The 17,724-nt window shown below is 43.0% G+C and carries 13 protein-coding genes; 4 read left to right on the forward strand and 9 right to left on the reverse strand.

Features of this window, described 5'->3' with window-relative positions; translation table 11 throughout:
* Nucleotides 1-317: 317 nt before the first annotated feature.
* On the reverse strand, nt 318-1,115 hold the full coding sequence (locus V7K44_RS15180) for a TatD family hydrolase (RefSeq protein WP_334932737.1): 798 nt from the start codon (nt 1,113-1,115) through the stop codon (nt 318-320).
* 104 nt (nt 1,116-1,219) lie between these two features.
* The gene (rpsT, locus tag V7K44_RS15185) at nt 1,220-1,516 is read right to left on the reverse strand and encodes a 30S ribosomal protein S20 (protein ID WP_334932739.1); all 297 of its coding nucleotides are present in this window, start codon (nt 1,514-1,516) and stop codon (nt 1,220-1,222) included.
* Between the two features lie 742 nt (nt 1,517-2,258).
* Here rpsT and hisD point away from each other — a divergent pair.
* Nucleotides 2,259-3,560, forward strand: a complete 1,302-nt coding sequence (gene hisD, locus V7K44_RS15190; RefSeq protein WP_334932741.1) for a histidinol dehydrogenase — start codon at nt 2,259-2,261, stop codon at nt 3,558-3,560.
* Between the two features lie 378 nt (nt 3,561-3,938).
* Nucleotides 3,939-4,364: a universal stress protein gene (locus V7K44_RS15195; protein ID WP_334932742.1), complete on the forward strand. Its 426-nt coding sequence runs from the start codon at nt 3,939-3,941 to the stop codon at nt 4,362-4,364.
* A 376-nt stretch (nt 4,365-4,740) separates the two neighbouring features.
* On the opposite strand, the gene V7K44_RS15200 is transcribed toward V7K44_RS15195, so the two are convergent.
* Nucleotides 4,741-5,127 carry a hypothetical protein gene (locus tag V7K44_RS15200; RefSeq protein ID WP_334932744.1) on the reverse strand — a complete coding sequence of 129 codons (387 nt, stop codon included), beginning with the start codon at nt 5,125-5,127 and terminating at the stop codon, nt 4,741-4,743.
* A gap of 140 nt (nt 5,128-5,267) precedes the next feature.
* Here V7K44_RS15200 and hslO point away from each other — a divergent pair, with 140 nt between their 5' ends.
* Together hslO and V7K44_RS15210 are read left to right on the forward strand one after the other, a co-directional pair.
* Nucleotides 5,268-6,167 carry an Hsp33 family molecular chaperone HslO gene (hslO, locus tag V7K44_RS15205; RefSeq protein ID WP_334932746.1) on the forward strand — a complete coding sequence of 300 codons (900 nt, stop codon included), beginning with the start codon at nt 5,268-5,270 and terminating at the stop codon, nt 6,165-6,167.
* A gap of 160 nt (nt 6,168-6,327) precedes the next feature.
* Nucleotides 6,328-8,403 (forward strand): chromosome segregation ATPase, encoded by a 2,076-nt coding sequence (locus V7K44_RS15210; RefSeq protein ID WP_334932748.1) that lies wholly within the window; start codon nt 6,328-6,330, stop codon nt 8,401-8,403.
* Between the two features lie 360 nt (nt 8,404-8,763).
* Here the strand turns inward: V7K44_RS15210 and V7K44_RS15215 are convergent, their stop codons facing one another.
* From V7K44_RS15215 to V7K44_RS15240, 6 genes are all read right to left on the reverse strand, one after another.
* Nucleotides 8,764-10,275, reverse strand: coding sequence for a hypothetical protein (locus V7K44_RS15215; protein ID WP_334932750.1), 1,512 nt, complete (start codon nt 10,273-10,275; stop codon nt 8,764-8,766).
* A gap of 473 nt (nt 10,276-10,748) precedes the next feature.
* Nucleotides 10,749-11,627, reverse strand: a complete 879-nt coding sequence (locus tag V7K44_RS15220; protein ID WP_334932752.1) for an NAD(P)-dependent oxidoreductase — start codon at nt 11,625-11,627, stop codon at nt 10,749-10,751.
* A 424-nt stretch (nt 11,628-12,051) separates the two neighbouring features.
* The gene (locus V7K44_RS15225) at nt 12,052-13,230 is read right to left on the reverse strand and encodes a class I SAM-dependent methyltransferase (RefSeq protein ID WP_334932754.1); all 1,179 of its coding nucleotides are present in this window, start codon (nt 13,228-13,230) and stop codon (nt 12,052-12,054) included.
* 219 nt (nt 13,231-13,449) lie between these two features.
* Nucleotides 13,450-15,189, reverse strand: coding sequence for a Dyp-type peroxidase (locus V7K44_RS15230; RefSeq protein ID WP_334932756.1), 1,740 nt, complete (start codon nt 15,187-15,189; stop codon nt 13,450-13,452).
* Between the two features lie 592 nt (nt 15,190-15,781).
* On the reverse strand, nt 15,782-16,171 hold the full coding sequence (locus V7K44_RS15235; RefSeq protein ID WP_334932758.1) for a VOC family protein: 390 nt from the start codon (nt 16,169-16,171) through the stop codon (nt 15,782-15,784).
* A 275-nt stretch (nt 16,172-16,446) separates the two neighbouring features.
* Entirely contained in the window at nt 16,447-16,983 is a 537-nt protein-coding gene (locus V7K44_RS15240) for a GAF domain-containing protein (RefSeq protein ID WP_334932760.1), read from the reverse strand.
* Nucleotides 16,984-17,724: the final 741 nt, after the last annotated feature.

Genomic DNA, 17,724 nt, shown 5'->3' on the forward strand with positions numbered 1-17,724 from the left:
TCACTTCATTTTGCTGGATTGTACTCACAAGGCAATTTTATGTTTAACGATTTTGAATAGGTTCAATACAATGTAAACCGACGTTGTGCAAAAGTTTAGCTCAATTCAGGTTGGCACAGTTAGTCATGTGTGAAGAGCATCCGCTTGTAGAGATTTTGAGGATGGACAAGCCATAACAGCATGGAAGATTAAGATCGGAAGTTTTATGCTCCTTCTTTTATCATTATGACGCAAGCAAAATGTTTTTGAGGGAATAATATTAGCATATTTTTGTCCCCCTATAGATTTATTTTTTTTACACAACTTAACAAAAGATACTAGAACACATCTGATATTGACAACCCGAATAATTCACAGGCATTTTCGGTGGTTTGATGGGCGATCGCCTCTACCGTTTCCTGACGCAGTTTAGCTACTTGCTCGGCTACATAAATTACGTAGGCAGGCTCGTTGCGCCTCTCGCCCCGTTTTGGAACTGGAGCGAGAAATGGGCAGTCTGTTTCAATCAGGAGGCGATCGCTACTTACCATTGCAGCGGAGGATTGGATTGCTTTGGCATTTTTAAACGTTACCGTACCGCTAAAGCTGATATAGAAGCCTAGATCGAGAAACCATTGAGTTTCTTCAGGTGTTCCTCCCCAGCAATGCATCACACCCCGCACTCTTTCTCCTTTGAGTTCCCGCCATTTCTGCAACACTTCTTTGGTTGCCACGGCAGCATCACGGCAGTGGATAATCACTGGTAAGTTTAGTTCAGATGCGATCGCTAACTGAGACTCGAACACCATGTACTGTTGCTCATAGTTATCAGCTTTGTAAAAATCCAGCCCCATTTCCCCAATTGCTACCACATTCGAGTCAGAACTCGCTAAAGTTTTGATTTTCTCGGCTGTCTCGCTATTCCATTTATCAGCATCTAAAGGATGTAATCCTACAGCAAAACTAATTTCGGGAAACTCTTGGGCTATGGATTGAATACTAGAAAACTCCTCCGGGTGAACACAGGAATGCACTAAACGCACTACACCTGCTTCTTGCCACCGCGATCGCACTATTGCTAAATCCGGCTGAAAACTATCAAAGTTGAGATGTACGTGCGTGTCTATCAGTTGCATCTTTTGCCCTACCCTGCGGGAAGCCGCTGGCGCGTCTATGTTGTTTGTCCTTCGTCATTTGTCGTTTGTTTTGTTACCAATGACTAAGGACAAATTACCAATGACTACTCAGCTATTTGTGTGACGGGTTTTAGTCTGTGAGCCAATCTTGATTTTTTCCTTGCCCCATTGTTTGGGTGAAGAACACCTCGTTTGATCGCCTTATCAATTTTGCCGTAAGCCTCGGACAACCGGGACTGTGCTTCTTGTTTTAATTCTGGAGTAGGATTAGCTGTATAGGCAGCTACAGCATTGAGGTATTTCTTCATCAGCGTCTTGACTGCTGATTTGTAAGATTTATTACGCAGTCGGTTACGTTCTGCGATTTGGGCACGCTTAAGAGCAGACTTTGTATTCGCCACAGTCAATTCCAAAAATACGATTGTTAATTATCTACACACACTACTAGACTTACTAATATAGCATCCAAATTACCAATGTTATAATTTCCTAAAAAAATTATGCGATTAGGTATTGGGCATGAATGAAGATCAATATTTGAATACAAGTATTAGCTCCATAGTCTCTACTCGCCAATTCAGTATTTCGTCAATAGAGGAAATGCGTTAAAATAAAGTACATCTAAATAACTGTCACCCTAACTCATCACAACCTGATTAAGCAGTGTGATTGCCAATAAATATAATTTGTCCGTAAACCAGATGTATTGTTTAGAGGTAGGAGCTGCAAACTGCTAAATTTCAGGGATTATCAAATATAGAACCGATATATCCTGCCTGTACAGACATTAACTGCTAAAAGTTAGGGAAATTAAGTAAAAATTATACTCAGACCCTACCCCCTGTAAATTCAGGGGATTGGACCTGTAAACACACCATCTACACCCCATAAGAATTGAGGAAAGGGTGTAAGGGTAGCGGGAAATGGCACACCTGCTTGCTGCCGCTAGCTTTCAAGGCTTGTCGGATTGAGCAATTAAGTCGCCTTCTCAAGCAAACTATACGCTGGTAGCCTTGAGAGTATCAAAAAAAATCCAGGTTAAGCTAGAGAAGAGAATTAGAGTCAGCTTCCACACCCTAGTGGGTCAAGAGCAATACTAAATCTCAGGTGGCAATATTATAATTTTGGCATTGTCCTTACTCCATGCTGCGAATTATTACTCAGCAGGCAGACGTTAGAGCAGAACTACAACGGATCTGCGATCGCACCCATGACGAACAGGTACTTCACAAAGAAGCAACGGTGCGGGAAATTTTGCAAGCAGTGAAGCGCCAAGGCGACAAAGCTGTATTGCATTACACTGACGAATTTGACAAACAAACCCTGAAAGCAGAAGAACTCCGAGTTACAGGCTCGGAACTGGATGCAGCCTATCAACAGGTATCAAAAGAGTTGTTGAGTGCAGTTCGGCTAGCTTGCCGCCAAATTGAAGCGTTTCATCGTCAGCGAGTACCGAAAAGCTGGGTACACTTTGGCGACGATGAAGTAGTGCTGGGCAAACGCTACACTCCCGTAGACCGAGCCGGGTTGTATGTGCCTGGTGGCCGTGCCGCCTATCCCAGTACCGTGCTGATGAATGCAATTCCGGCTCGTGTTGCTGCTGTACCCCACGTGGTGATGGTGACACCACCAGGACCAGGGGGTGCAATTAATCCCGCAGTCTTAGTAGCTGCCCAAGAAGCAGGGGTGCAAGAAATTTATCGCATTGGGGGCGCACAAGCGATCGCCGCTTTAGCCTATGGCACAGAAACAATTCCGAAAGTGAATGTGATTACTGGCCCTGGTAACATTTATGTCACCCTAGCGAAAAAACTTGTCTACGGAACCGTCGGGATTGATTCTTTGGCAGGCCCCAGCGAAGTGCTGGTGATTGCCGATGAGACAGCAAATCCGGTGCATGTAGCTGCTGACTTGCTGGCCCAAGCCGAACACGATCCAATGGCGGCAGCAATTTTGTTGACGACTGATGCTGCTTTGGCGAAAAACGTGCAATTAGCCTTGGAAAGACAGTTAGTAGATCATCCACGGCGAATAGACACAGAAAAAGCGATCGCTCACTACGGCTTAATTATCGTTGTGGAATCGCTCCAAGCAGCAGCAGAACTCTCTAATGAATTTGCCCCCGAACACCTGGAATTAGAAATCAAAGACCCTTGGGCACTGTTACCACAGATTCGTCATGCTGGGGCAATCTTTTTGGGTTACTCAACACCAGAAGCTGTAGGAGACTATTTGGCAGGTCCTAATCATACCTTGCCAACTTCTGGTGCTGCTCGCTATGCCTCAGCATTGGGTGTTGAAACTTTCCTTAAACACTCTAGTATTATTCAATACTCCCAAACCGCACTGCAAAATGTGGCTGGTGCTATTGATGTGCTAGCAACAGCAGAAGGTTTACCTTCCCATGCTGATTCAGTCCGACGCCGAATTCAGCAAGAAGAGTGATTTGGAATGCTTAATTTTTTCTGATAAGCCAGTGCTGAGTAAAAATACCAGTACCTAGAACATTTTCATGCGTGGTTGTGAAACTCGTTTCGTCGGGACTGGCTTGAGTGACGCTTTAAGCGTCCATAAGTCGGGCATTGCCAATAGACAGTAGTTTATAGGAGAGGCTTTTCCTCTCCCATAAACTCATGAAAAGCTTCTCCAGAAAAGTTGCTATAATCCGTTCTTATTAAAGTGTCGCAAAGCTCACTTACCTATGGCTTAGCTTTAAATCTATAAACTAAGTTTTCAGATAAAAAATTAGTTTAGTGTCACTGCCGACTAATTTTGCTAGATACTTATGTATGTAAGGAGTCTACTCTTTAGGAGACGAGAGCAGTGCTAAATAGTGTTTTGGTAGCTCTGGACGGTTCGGATATTTCAGAACGAGTAATTCAAGCTTTAGATAATTTGGTGCTTTCAAAAGACGCCAAAGTTATTCTCTGTCATGTGTTTCTCACACCAGAGTCAGAAATAGAACTACCTGCTGATCGCCCTCAGCCAGAATCCCCAACGTTTTCTTATTTTCATATTGAAAAGCAACTGCAATTATATCAGGAAAAGTTATCAGCCAGAAGTGAGTTAGAGTTAGTAACTGGCGATCCCGCTGAAGAGATTATTCGTCTTGCCAATATTTATAAAACTGACTTGATCGTAATTGGTAGTCGGGGCTTAATGGGGATGAAACGAATTGTTCAGGGTTCTGTTAGCAGTCAAGTTGTAGAAGAGGCTAATTGTTCAGTATTGGTCGTAAAACCAAGGTAAAGATATGCGAGGGAAAGCAATGGCTATAACCAGCCCAAAACTAACCTTTGAATGAATACCTGAAATATGATGATGGCACTGATACTCGCTATAAATTGGTCAAGAGAGAATTAATTCCCATGATTCTAGAAAGTGGTCAACATGGTGCATTAGGGTTTAAGGATTTTAACTTATGCAATTCTGTGTTCTCTGCGTCTAGAGTCGTTAGATAAATTACTTTTAAACCGCAGAGCCACAGAAAAGGACACTTGCATGAGCGGGTTTCCCTACTGAAGCAAAGTGTCCGTGGCGCAAAGAGAAAAAAGAGATTTTTCGAGTTACCTTGAAAGGGCTAGCCATAGAGACAAGGAAAATCCCTTTTCTACGTTCAGTCGATTCAATGTTCTTGAGTTGCTAAAAAGTGACGCAAGCTCAACAAGCTGAGTGTTTGACCCAAATTCAAGGGCAAAATTGAAATTCCTTCCAAGCGGGACTGTACCCAACCTTCTCCCCAGTACCATTCGTGGAACCCATCAATGCCTCCGCTGAGTACTAAGCGGAGACAATTGGATTTGACAACGTTTACTTGATGATGAATCGCGACTGGCCCAGTCCAGGTTGTAAACTGGAATCCAGGAAGCAGTTCTTCTGGCATACCTGGCGCAAAACGTTGCCCTAAAAGCCATTTTTTTAGTTGCACGGGATGCAGAAGACTGTCACGAATTGCATCTGTTGATGCTTCGATTTCGATCCGCAGTTGGCTTTGTTGAAAATTACCCAGCATTTTTCTCGGATTACCTAAAGATAAGACATCGCTATTTCTAATATTGCAAATACAATCACTGATTATGACTAAGTGACTTTTCTCGCAGCAGAGAACTTAGAATAGAAAAAGTGAACTTGTTAAGAAATGTAAGGTTATTCATGGCGGATCAGTTAATTCGTGCAACAGCAGCCGAAGGTGGAATTCGTGCCGTAGGTGCGATCGCCACACGTTTAACAGAAGAAGCACGGCAGCGCCATAAGCTTTCTTATGTGGCAACGGCAGCACTGGGTCGGACTATGACAGCGGGTTTGTTAATGGCTTCTAGTATGAAGCGAACTGGAGCGAGGGTAAATGTTCGCGTGAAGGGCGATGGTCCTTTGGGTGGCATATTAGTAGATGCAGGCTTAGATGGTACGGTACGTGGATATGTCGGGAATCCATCTGTAGAATTGCCTCCCAACGCCAAGGGGAAATTAGATGTTGGTGGTGCTGTGGGTGGCGGCTACCTCTACGTTGTGCGGGATATCGGTTATGGTTATCCTTACTCTAGTACGGTAGAACTAGTTTCTGGCGAAATTGGTGATGATGTCGCTCATTATCTCGTGAATTCCGAACAAACACCTTCGGCTTTAGTTTTAGGTGTGTTCGTGGGAGCAACCGGAGTAACTGCCGCGGGTGGATTACTGATACAAATATTACCCAAAGCCGCCAGAGACGAAGCCTTAGTAGAAACGTTAGAATCACGGGTTGCTGGTCTAGAAGGATTTACGCCGTTATTACAAGCTGGGAAGACCTTACCTGAAATCTTTGGTGATTTATTGGGAGATATGGGGTTGGAAATCTTTTCCGAACGCCAAATGTTGCGCTTCCACTGTGGTTGCTCTTTCGATCGCGTTTTGGGGGCACTGAAGATTTTGGGAGAAGCTGAACTGCAAGATATGATTATTAAGGATGATGGTGCTGAAGCAACTTGCGACTTTTGCGGCAACGTTTACCAGGCAAGTAGCGATCAGTTAGCTCAACTAATTTCCGATTTGCAAGCCGAATCTGCTGTTTGAGGATACAGTATAAAATAGCACTGATTTTTGAGATTGATAATGGTACTCTGTGAAGAGAGATAATCAAAAAAGTAGCTTTTTAATGATGAGAAAGTTACTATGTCAACAATGGAATTATCAACCTAAAACAGAGCGCTATTCAATTATTTTGGTGTGAGAGATGACAGAGCGGGATATTCCAGACAGTTGGTCTTCAGCCAGTGGAAGAGAGCCAGATCAAAGCAAAAGATTATCCCGAACAGAACAATTCGGTGAAACTCAGCCATTTGATGTCCCAGCTACTGGTTCTACCTCCAAGTCAGTGAAGCGGCGAAAAAAAAACCATACGAAAGGATTACCTATAAATAGTAATTCAGAAGAAACTGCCCAACTCAGTAGTACTTCTGGGAAATGGCCACGCTGGATGAAAAGCTGGACATTGTGGCTAGTACTACTAATGTTGATTCCCGGCAGTGTAGGATTCTTGGCAATGGCAATGCTGCTAAAGTTGCCAGCTGCCCCTAATTGCCCATCGATTTTCTGGCCGCTAGCTAGTGCTTCTGTACGGCTACATTGCGCTCAGTTAGCGGCTTCTAAGCAAACAGTGAACGACCTATTGCAAGCGATCGCTCTGGTGAAGCAACTACCACAAAATCACCCGTTGCATGGAGAAATCGATCGTTTCATCGAAGAATGGTCGCGGGATATTTTGAAGCTAGCCGATCAAAGTTTCCAAACCGGAAATTTAGAGGAAGCGATCGCGACTGCTCGTAAGATACCCGAAGATGTAGCAGCTTATAAAATAGTCGATGAACAAGTTGACAAATGGCAGTCCATTTGGTCGAAGGCTGAAGCCACATACAACGGTGCGATCGCCGAAGTAAAGGAACGGCGCTGGCAATCGGCTTTCATGTTATCCGCTAAAATGCTGCGCGTAGACAATCAATATTGGGCGGGTACTAAATACGACCAATTGAATCGTCTAATTGCCACAGCACGGGAAGATGGCGATAAGTTAGGAAAAGCCGAAAGTTTAGCAAACAGCAAAGTAGTCGATAATATCCTAGAAGCGATCAAGTTAGCCGAGTCCATTGGGCAGGAAAGTTACCTTTACCAAAAAGCTCAGGAAGCGGTTCCGGCATTTGGACGCAAAATGCTGGAATTGGCACAGGCGAAACTAGACAAGCAGGATGCGGATGAAGCGCTGAATATTGCTAGGCAAATACCGGAAAGTACGAAACTACAAGGCGAAACCGATGACTTTATTGCCATAGCTGACGCCAAAAGGAGTGCTTGGATTGGTAATGTTTCTGGTTTAGAGGCAGCGATCGCTCAAGCACAACAAATCGATCCTTCTAGACCAGTGTATAACGAAGCACAGCAACTAATTGCTCGTTGGCAGTTGGAAATTGAAGATGTTGCCCATCTGGAAAAAGCGAGAATATTAGCTAGTCAGGGAACAGTCCCGAATTTAACAGCAGCGATCGCCCAAGTACAGCTTATTCCTGCTAGCAACCCTAGAGGCGCAGAAGCAAGGCAAGAGATAGGCCGCTGGAATGCCCAAGTGGAGACAATTGAAGATCAACCTTACTTAGACCGTGCCGAACAGATAGCAATATTCGAGGATATTAACTCCTTACAAGCTGCGATCGCTCAAGCCAGCGAAATTCGTAGAGGTCGCGCATTATATCCAGAAGCACGGAAAAAAATTCGTACTTGGGTAGGAAAGATTGAGCGAATTCAAGATCAACCTTACTTAGATCAAGCACAAGAACTGGCCCAGAGTGGCAATCTCACCGCCGCCATTAGCACAGCTCAACAAATTGCTTCATCGGGAAGGGCGCTTTCACAAGAAGCACAAACTGCGATCAATGACTGGGAAGGGCAAATCCGCACTAGAGAAAACTGGAAAAAAGCCCAGGAAGTGGGTGCGGCTGGCACTCCAGAAGCCTTAGTTGAGGCAATACGACTGGCGGATCGAGTTTCAAACAATAGCATCTTACGTATGGATGCAAATCAGGCTATTGACCAATGGAGTCAGCAATTGTTAGAAATAGCACGCACTCAAGGTCAGTCTGATATTGCTAGAGGCATTGACATTGCCAAATCGGTTCCACGCGGTAGTGCTGCTTACAGTGCAGCGCAAGAACAAATTAAGACTTGGCAGGATTTTCTCAATCCTCAACCCGAACCTCAGCCTTCGCCCGTGCCTGAATCTCTACCATTTCCTCAATCAACTACTATTAATGGTCAGTGATTGTCTATTAGAGCAATTTTCGAGTCAATAGACCACAGTCTAGCTACTCACTAAGCATCTTAATATCGCCGATAGTGAGCAGTATTACTAATCTTTATCCTCAGTAAGAGGTTGTTTGAAAATTTGTAAAGTACATATACTCAAAATCTATCTCCCAGCCTCTCCCCAAAAGGTCGAGAGAGTTTCAAACTCCATTCCCTACAAGAGAATGGGGGCGAGGAAGGGTTAGGTTTTCGAGATTTAGATGTTACAAAAATACTTTTCAAACATCCTTGAAGACGTTAAGTTTTCTTACTGAAATAATTACGACGCTATGACCAGAGACAATCTAGGATTAAACTCCTTAGCTTAACCAAATCTTCAATTCTTGACTGGGTTTCTGGCAAGGGGATTTCTGCCAAATAGCTTGATGATGGTTTCAGCAAATTCTTTATTGTCGTAAAATTCATGCATCAAAGTAATAGGTTGCGAATAAAGTTGATCGCTGGAAAAGATCGACTTCCAATCTAGTTGGGTGTTATTAACAACTCCAACATCTTTCATCTTTTTGAGGAATTCGTAAGCTATCAACCCTTGACCAATGGCAGATGGATGAATCCCATCTAAACTAAATAGTCCACCTTGTCGTAGTCGTCCAGTTGTGTCTGCGTGGTAGTATTTTGTATTGACCTGGGGATAGGCAAACTTGAATTCTTCTGGGAATTCATACTGCACTTGTCCAGCATTTCGCTTGAAGGCAATTTGTTGTAAAGCATTGGCAAGATCGACAATATGATAGCGTGCTTGCGAATGTTGACTGTTCTTACTCTTGACCAGTTCTTTGATTACTTTGTTGTATGTGCGAATACAGTCATCTATATAGAGGGCATCTTGTAGCGTCAGGTATAAGGTTCCGGTCTCTCTAACCGTATCCTCTTCAAAGGGGAAATAAGTGTAGTATTTGTAGTAGATTGAAGGTTTGTCTTCTCCCGGCACATCAATTTCAGTGGTTGAACCTACGCCTTTTGCCAATGGCGCAATAGTTACAAGCGGTACTGTCCCAATGAAGACATTCCAATTAGGGTTGGTGTTGTTTTGCATGATTCCATCAACCCGATTGAGCAATTCTCGATATTCAGCCTCGAAATCATTGGGATGCCACAGGTTCCATTGTTCTCTTACCTCACGGAATGATTTGGGATCTTGGCTTGGGGTGTTAAGAGTCTGATTTGGATCGTTGGGAGTTTGATTAATTTCTAAACCGATCACAGTTCCAAGCGCATTGTTTGCTCCTAACCAGAGAATTAAATTCTCAACTCCCCCTGGAGCGGTTGCATGATGCTTCAACCAATCAAGTTGGCTATAGTCGTTAAAAAGAGGATTTAAAGACGGGTTGAGAACTTTAAGTGCAATTCGATAAAAGGCAGCATTGGGCAGAGTCAAGAAACCAGGCTTGCCATCTCCCTTGTCGTTACTAAGTTTAATTTGATACTTACAAATATTGGGTGTTATCATCCAAGAATCAGCAATATCAAAGCCCTGAATTGCTACATTGTGGAAGAATTCAATTCCTCCTGGATAAGGGTGTTCAGCACTACCTGCTCCCCGTTCAAAGAAATCTTCAGTTTCATCAAGTACACTCTCAAGAGTTGGCAATATGGTCAGCCAATGTAGGGCGTTGATATCTGAGCCATATTTTTTTTCCAAACGTCGTAGAATCTTCTCAATATTGGCTGGTAGTCCGCCCATTAACCATTCAGGATAGAGATATTGACTACCAACTGCTTGCCCCATTGACCTAGCAATCAAAGTTGAAAAACAAAGGTCTGTCCGCGCTGCTGCCAAAGACATAAAGCCTTGAGAAACACTATCACCAATTGTGAAAAGCCTCATTTTATACCTTTTAAATATTTATCTACGTGCAAATACTAAGACAAAAGTCTTAATCCCAAAAGTATATTCGGAATTTGACTATATTTTAATTTTAAAAAGTTTTAATTTATCTTTTTTGAGGAGCATATCAGGCGATGCGCTTAGGTTAAGAAAAATTGCACTTACTGTCTTGAGTGTTAGCGAAGCCCAATATGACCAAGGTATTTGTTGGGCTTTGCTCGTCAAACGCCACTTGACGTGAGAATAAACTGCTGTCAGAGATGCTACGCGAATAAGTTGACGAAACTAACAACACTTGCTTCTTTGAAAGGAAGACGGTGGGCGTAGCTTGCTTAGACATCTTGCAACAGTAGCTTTTGCAAGATGTTAGGGAAAGGTTAAAGGGTAAGGGAAAATTTTATACCTTTACCCTTTAACCCTTACCCTTTTCCCCACAATCCACAGACTTGAGGTGTGAGATGAGCTTAAAGTCTTTATTCGCCGATCGCCTCTCCCCATTCCTTAATGACTGAAAATAATGATGAGTAATCATCGTCAGCAAATGACATTTTTACGGCTGTTTGCAAGATTTGCCGCACTCCTTTAATACTGCTGAGATCCAAACTTTGAGATTTTGCTTCCGAGATAAATAATTCCGTATCTTTGAGTAAGTATTTTGTAGGGAAATTGGGATCGGCATAATTGCCATCTAACATCAGTTGTAGCTTTTTGTCAAAGATAGGTGCGTAGAAGGAACTGTCGCGCAAGATTTGCATAAACACATCAACATCGACACCTTGACGCTGGACAAAAGCGAGACTCAGAGCAAAGCTAGTTGTTAGAGAAGCTATTAGTTGATTTAGTGCCAATTTAAGCGCCGCTGCAGATCCCACTGGCCCGATAAGTAAAGGTTCTGTCCCAAAATTTTGGAGTAACTTCAAGTGATGTTCGTATTGTTCTGGCTCGGCCCCTACCATAACACTCAACTTGCCAGCTTTTGCTTCTGGGATACCCCCTAATACGGGCGCTTCTAAATACTCACCACCACCCCCAACAACTGCATCTCTAATTTCCTGGCTTTCTGTGGGCGTAATTGTTCCCATTTGGATGATTGTGCGCCCTTTCAAAGTTTGCCAAGCAGTATCTGAAAGCAACACATTATAAATGGCCGGGGCATTAGTCAGCATGAGAATTACACACTCAGCAGCACGAATGGCGTGGCGGGGATGTGTAGCAATTTCAGCCCCAGATGCTTGTAGTGGTGCTAATTTTTCTGGGGTACGATTGTAGACAATTAGCTGTATATCTGCGGCTAATAACCTTTGAGCCATTGGTAGTCCCATCAGTCCAGTTCCCAGAAATGCCACCTTCATTTTTTACGTTCCTTTAGTACAGCATCACCGTAAGCGTTGCCTAAAGCTTTTGACATAGCAACTTTTAGAGAGGCTACGCCAACGCTTAGAGCGATTCATTGAGCGTTATAGCCTATCGCGAACAGCGCATTGTTTGATTCAAATTTAGTTGGGAAGTAGTCATTTGAAATTTAAAATACAGTCCTAAATCCCAGTTTTCTTACTTCCTAACTCTGGCAATCAACCACCGGCAGCAAAAGTTAACATAATTATCACTGAAAGTAATATACCAGGGGTAAGTAGTGTTACTAGCATTAACAGGTCATGAGTGGACATAATTATTACTTTGGTAGTGTGTTTAACTTTACTGTAATCACTGTTATGCTAGTCCAAATAAGACTGATACTGCATTCTTAAATAGAGTTTTAACTTTTCAACTTTACGCTTACTCTGGCAGGATCAATCCTTTTAATGGTTGAGAAATTTCTGTCTTGTCCAGACCTTTGCTCTGAATTAAGACTCCAAAGCCGCCGAGTCCTGTGGGATCTAGAAGTTGGTGTAGTGCGTCCCGATGCTGTAGTAACTGCGAGAGAGGTTGCTTTTGCTCGGAAAGGGCTGCAATACGTTCGCCTAACCCCAATGCCATCAAAAATAATCCCTGCTGGATAAAACCAACATTCTTTAAGTTACACTTCTGGCCCCAGCGTTCCAAAGCTGTAAAGTCAACATGGGCAGTTATATCTTGTCGCCCAATATTAATATAAGGATTGTCATGGAAGCGGTGGTGATAATAGCACTGTAACGTTCCTTGCGATCGCCTGGGATTGTAGTAACGCCTGGCGGGGTAGCCATAATCAATTGTTAACACATAGCCGCGCTGCAAGCGGTCTGCTACTATACTCAACCAGTCTAAAGCAGCTAAATTAATTTCACTACGGTAGCCATCTGGATATGTACTTTGGGTAAAGTTCATTTCCACTAAGTCTAAATATTCAGCTAGTTGGAGCGTTGAAGGTTCCCCTGTGACTTCCACAAATGATGAGCAGGTTTCTTTCTCATTACTATCTGTGGTTACATAAATTTCTCGGAGTTCTCCCGTTTCAAGGATAAATTGATGCACGGGGAACGCATCTACTAACTCGTTAGAGAAAAAGCAACCAGCGATCGCATTTGGTGGTATCTCTTCTAAATTACACCAACGCACAGGGAAATCTTGCAAGCGTTGCTGCTGTTCTTGTCTTAAAGTTGGAGACTTTTCAACAATTATGTACTCTAGTGCCGTAAAAAAATCTGGGTAGTGTAGCTGATGATATTTAAGGATATGCAAAGCTAGCAATCCTTGACCTGCTCCCATTTCTACCAAAGAAAATGGTATGGGTTTTCCTAAAATCTCCCACATTTGCAAAAATTGTTCCGCTAGTAACTCACCAAAGTCAGAGCAGAGGTTGGGAGAGGTGAAAAAATCACCACCTTTAAAGCCAATTTTGAGTGCATCGCTGGAATAGTAGCCGTATTCAGGGTGGTATAATACCATGTCCATGAATTGGGCGAAAGTAATTCGTTTTTGAGGATTGGTGGTAATGTAATTGGCGATCGCAGCACACAATGCTGGATTTGAATCCATAAAATTTGAGGTTTGAGATTGGGGAATAGAGAAAAATAAATGAATTATGAATGATGCAAAACAAAATTCATAATTCATTATTTCCCTAATGGTCTACAAACCCCATGATATCGACCACTGTGGCATAAGCGCTGGCATTTATTGACAGACAAAACTGGGGAAGTTTGCAGTTCGATGCGATCGCCATCAAATGGTTCTGTCTCTAGTTACCTAAAATCCTTAATTTGTCAATACTTCTTTCAAAGCAGAAATCGAGGGTGCAAAGAAGTAGCCGCCACCAGTAGGAATTACCCAGTCTTCAGGTGCAGTCAACTCCTTAGTTTGAGGTTGATTTTGGTCATCCTCAAGGTGGATAAAGAACTTGCGTGTGCGATCGCCATTTGGTTTATTATTTTCACTTTGACCAATAATTGGATCGTGACCAAGAGTTAATTTACCTTCAAACTCGTGGCCTTTAGCAGCCTCCTCACTAAAGTTTGGATTGTTGGCCCAGAACTTAGTGACAAACTCAAACTGCTCTACAATCGAAGTCTGATAAGCCAAAAAGTGGAGACCGCGATCGACAAAGTTCGCGTCTTGTAGCGGATTGTTCGGTGTTGAAGGAGACACCGGACCATAAGGAATACCGCGACGGAGCAAGCGGTGTGTTTGAGTAGTCACTTCACTGCGGTCAATCTCTTCTGGCCCTGGTCCTCCACCTCCTGGTGTTTTGTCATTGCGTGGATAAGTCTTACGGGTATGGGCAATAAACGGGCAGCGCAGACCCGTTGCATCTTTGGAAGGAGGAACTACGTCGTTTTTGAAGAATTTTCCATCTGGCGGATCGTCACCGTTGAATTCAAAATCATTATTGGCATTGTCATCATTACCCAAACTTGGGGCATCTTCCTCCGGCGTGCGGACAGTGGGAGCACCACTGGGCCAGCGACCAATCAGCTTTGCACTCACCTTTCGAGGATCGGTGTCTAGGTCAACAGCAATATCGTTTAAGAACTTGTGGAACTTATACACATCTTGACGCAATCGCCGGAATACAAGGTAAGAGCCATCATTCGCCCAGTGTAGTCCGGCCGACACAACCTCACCTTTGCTATGTTCCAACGTTTCAGCATCATCCTTTTGACCCTCATAGCCAAAAACGAATTCTCCTGGCCACAGAAGATCCTGTCCTGGTTTACCCTGGTTTTTATTCTCTCGATTCTGCCGAGGAGTCAGAAGGTCTTTAGGATTATCAGCAACCCGGCCACGAATACCAGGTTGTGATATTCCATCCAGGTTGCCGAAATGCTCATGTCCAGACAGGGGTGCGGGTAAGTTGGCTCCCTCTTCCAAGAAGGTAATTCTGGCTCCGCTGCTCTTAGCGTTGCCTTTCCCATCTGTAAATGCCACAATGCTTTCTAAAATCCGCGAGATTTCTGCTAACAAGTCTGCGCGTTCGTCGCTGGCAATAATGAAAACCACATCAACTTTGCCATTATCCGGCCCACCCACAACCCAGCCAATGGGCTTACCATCTTTGTCTACTGGGTCCTTCAGATCGGCTGCGCGTGCTACTAGTCCAGCTTTAAAGGATTTATCCGTAAATGAGTCGGCATCATTGGTTAGTTTCTTCAGCCCCTCAAAGGAGAAAGCTACATTCACCCAGGTTGCCTTAACAGTACCTTCGCGGCCTCGTCGTTGTCTTGCGGACTTAAATAGGCGGTTAAAGGCAATAACTTCTGAAGCGGTGGCAATAAAATTAATTTGTGACTTCAGCCAGTGCTTAAAGGCATTTGGATTTTCAATTTCAAGGAACAAAAGGGCTTGGTAGTCTTTATTGAACCCACCTAGAATGTTGCCTTGAATATTGTTGACATTGAGAATAGGCTCATTAGGCGCAGGGACGTAGAAGAATGCGTTTGTCTGTTGACCTTCTAACGGTTCAGGCGCAGGCGCTTCACGAATTATTTGTTGTGTCATGATTAAAGTCCTGTTTATGGTAAAGCCTATTGGCTATTCCGGAATGGAAATATCAAACCAGGTATCCTTAATGGGAACCTGTGTTAACTTATCGGAGGTAAGTAAAAGATTTATGCAGCAATGCTACCCATATTTCATCGTTTGGAAGATTGCGTTGTGTAAATAAACTATACATATTTTAAATATGATCATACATTGTAGTACAGAGCAAGATATCGCAATAATTTTGTCTGTCTGCTGCAACCCTGTTAAAGGCAAATTAAATAAAAAGAATTTTATTTATAATAGTAAGTTTAATAATCTAGCAATTCTTAATTGCCAGTAATCGGCTCTCGCGTGGGAAAATCAGAGGTTATTTAGCAAGTAAAAATAAAAATACTGTAAGTTGTGTTGGGCGCATATTTCAATATGATTTGCCACGAAAAATATAATTAAAGTGCTTAATACACCGCTATAGAAAGCGGTGCGTTAGGCTAAAGCCGTAACACACCCTACTGAAGATTTATTTTATAAATAGTATTTTAGGTGTTGATTTTAACTCTAGCGATCGCAATCTTCAGCCCAATTAATCATGTTTAAGGTAATTTATTACCTAGCCACTCACCAGCGACACCAGCACACCATTGGGATCGCGGACACGAGCAATAGTTTTTCCCCCAGGCTGGGATTTAGGAGCATCTAGTGTTTTTGCACCAGCCCCGATCGCTCTCATGTAAGCGCTGCCAACATCGGGCGTGATAAATGATATCTGGATTAATGGCGGTGGTTGTGTGGGATCGTTCGGATGGAAGCCACTAGGAAATAACTTCTGTACTTCGCTACTAGAAGAGAAAGCTAGTGTAGTGTTTCCGGTTTCGATTTCTGCCCAGATAGATTGTCCTTTATCCTGGAGAGTACGACGAACTAGACCAAAGGCTTTTTCGTAAAACTCAACTGTTTTAACTACATCGTCTACCCAGATTACCGTGTAACCAAATTTCATAATTCTTTCTCCTTATTTAGAAAAATTAGTGCTGGTAGAGAACCAGGGCGAATTCATGTAAACCGCAATTTTTGGGGTGAGAAGTTACGACATCTCAAGCTTTTGAGGATAGCGATCGCAATTCGCCAACACAGTCATGAAATTCGCGGCTATACAAGCAAAGTCCGCAGAGGCGGACTAATAAAAAATTGAGGGTTTGAAACCCACGGAGGTGGGTAAAGCCTCGTGTAGACGCGGTTTCTAACCGCCCTTTTAACTATGAATTGCGAATTATTTTAGCTCTCCAGAATGTTACGATCTGTTGCTAGGGTTTGTGCCCCTGTTTGCATCATTTCTATATCTGATGGCGACCAATCATGAGGCCCTTGACACTGGTGTGCTACTAGTAATCCCCATAATCCTCTAGGGATGACAATTGGTGCAACCAAGTTGGCGCGAACCTGCATAGTGCGGAGAAAGTCTCGGTGACAAGCTTCGATTGGCTCTAATTCAATATCAGCGATCGCCTTTACCCGTCCTGCTAAGTATAAAGCAGCATACTTGTTGTTAAAACAATCATCTGGGCCAGTGGAACCCAGTATTGAGAATTCTTGAGAACTTAAAGATTCAAAAGTTACCTGTCCTTCCCACTGCCCGTAAAAATAATACAACACCACCCGATCGACCTGAAGCGATTCTCTGAGTTGATTGGTTGTCTGCCGGACTAACTCATTTTGCTCTATTGACCTGACAAGTCGATCGAGCAATTTTTGCAACCCCTGCTCGCGGCGATCGCGGTTTTGGTTAAATTTGGAGTGAGGATGAATTTGCACGGTTCTAAAATTACGAGTAAGTAAATGCTGCCGTATTTTTACAGTAATTTATTAAACTTTATGTAAATGCATTGTTCTATTTATAGCAGCAATTCTGTTTTAACGAAACATAATATTATTCAAGCTCTGTGGTGAATTTAAAATAAAAAAGAAGAATTCAGGAGCGGAGCCGGAGACGCTCCGCCTCCGGTCAGAATCAAGTTCGGTATGGTTTTACACCATGCTTAATTGTAGACCGCCTCAATTAGGCGGGGGTATTAAACCCATTTATTCAGACGCTCTCTACGTTCGCGCAGCGTGTCGTTCGCGGTAGCGTTGCGTAGCAAAGACAGACGCTAAAAGCGTAGCTTGCAACTCTTACAGAGTACGAGTACTCGCTTGCCGCCGGCGCTATCCACTTTTTCGTTCAGAATTCTGACTCCTGAATTCTGACTCCTGAATTCTGTTTTGATAAATTATTAAGAAATTCTTTTTTTATCCGCCCTAGATAAAAATCAAAAATATAAATTTAAAGTTAATAATTTTATAATTTTACAAAGAATATGCTTGCTTTTTTATAGTTTAAGGCAATAAATACACTTCAAACTTTAATGTAATACCAATTAGGCTGAGAAATTATACGGAAAAGTTATCAATTTCTCTAAATCAGGACTTACGCAACTGGCACAATGCGATCGCTAATGAATAGTACGCATGTATTAAGTTGGTGAAAATGTATTTTATTGGCTTGACTCGACTTAG

The sequence above is a fragment of the Nostoc sp. genome, assembly GCF_036917235.1.
Lineage (GTDB): Bacteria > Cyanobacteriota > Cyanobacteriia > Cyanobacteriales > Nostocaceae > Nostoc.

Excerpts from the sequence above, each read along its gene's own strand:
- V7K44_RS15235 (WP_334932758.1), bottom strand. The coding sequence starts at position 16,171 with ATGAAATTTGGTTACACGGTAATCTGGGTAGACGATGTAGTTAAAACA.
- hisD (WP_334932741.1), top strand. The coding sequence starts at position 2,259 with ATGCTGCGAATTATTACTCAGCAGGCAGACGTTAGAGCAGAACTACAA.
- V7K44_RS15220 (WP_334932752.1), bottom strand. The coding sequence starts at position 11,627 with ATGAAGGTGGCATTTCTGGGAACTGGACTGATGGGACTACCAATGGCT.
- V7K44_RS15230 (WP_334932756.1), bottom strand. The coding sequence starts at position 15,189 with ATGACACAACAAATAATTCGTGAAGCGCCTGCGCCTGAACCGTTAGAA.
- V7K44_RS15210 (WP_334932748.1), top strand. The coding sequence starts at position 6,328 with ATGACAGAGCGGGATATTCCAGACAGTTGGTCTTCAGCCAGTGGAAGA.
- hslO (WP_334932746.1), top strand. The coding sequence starts at position 5,268 with ATGGCGGATCAGTTAATTCGTGCAACAGCAGCCGAAGGTGGAATTCGT.
- V7K44_RS15215 (WP_334932750.1), bottom strand. The coding sequence starts at position 10,275 with ATGAGGCTTTTCACAATTGGTGATAGTGTTTCTCAAGGCTTTATGTCT.
- V7K44_RS15200 (WP_334932744.1), bottom strand. The coding sequence starts at position 5,127 with ATGCTGGGTAATTTTCAACAAAGCCAACTGCGGATCGAAATCGAAGCA.
- V7K44_RS15180 (WP_334932737.1), bottom strand. The coding sequence starts at position 1,115 with ATGCAACTGATAGACACGCACGTACATCTCAACTTTGATAGTTTTCAG.
- V7K44_RS15225 (WP_334932754.1), bottom strand. The coding sequence starts at position 13,230 with ATGGATTCAAATCCAGCATTGTGTGCTGCGATCGCCAATTACATTACC.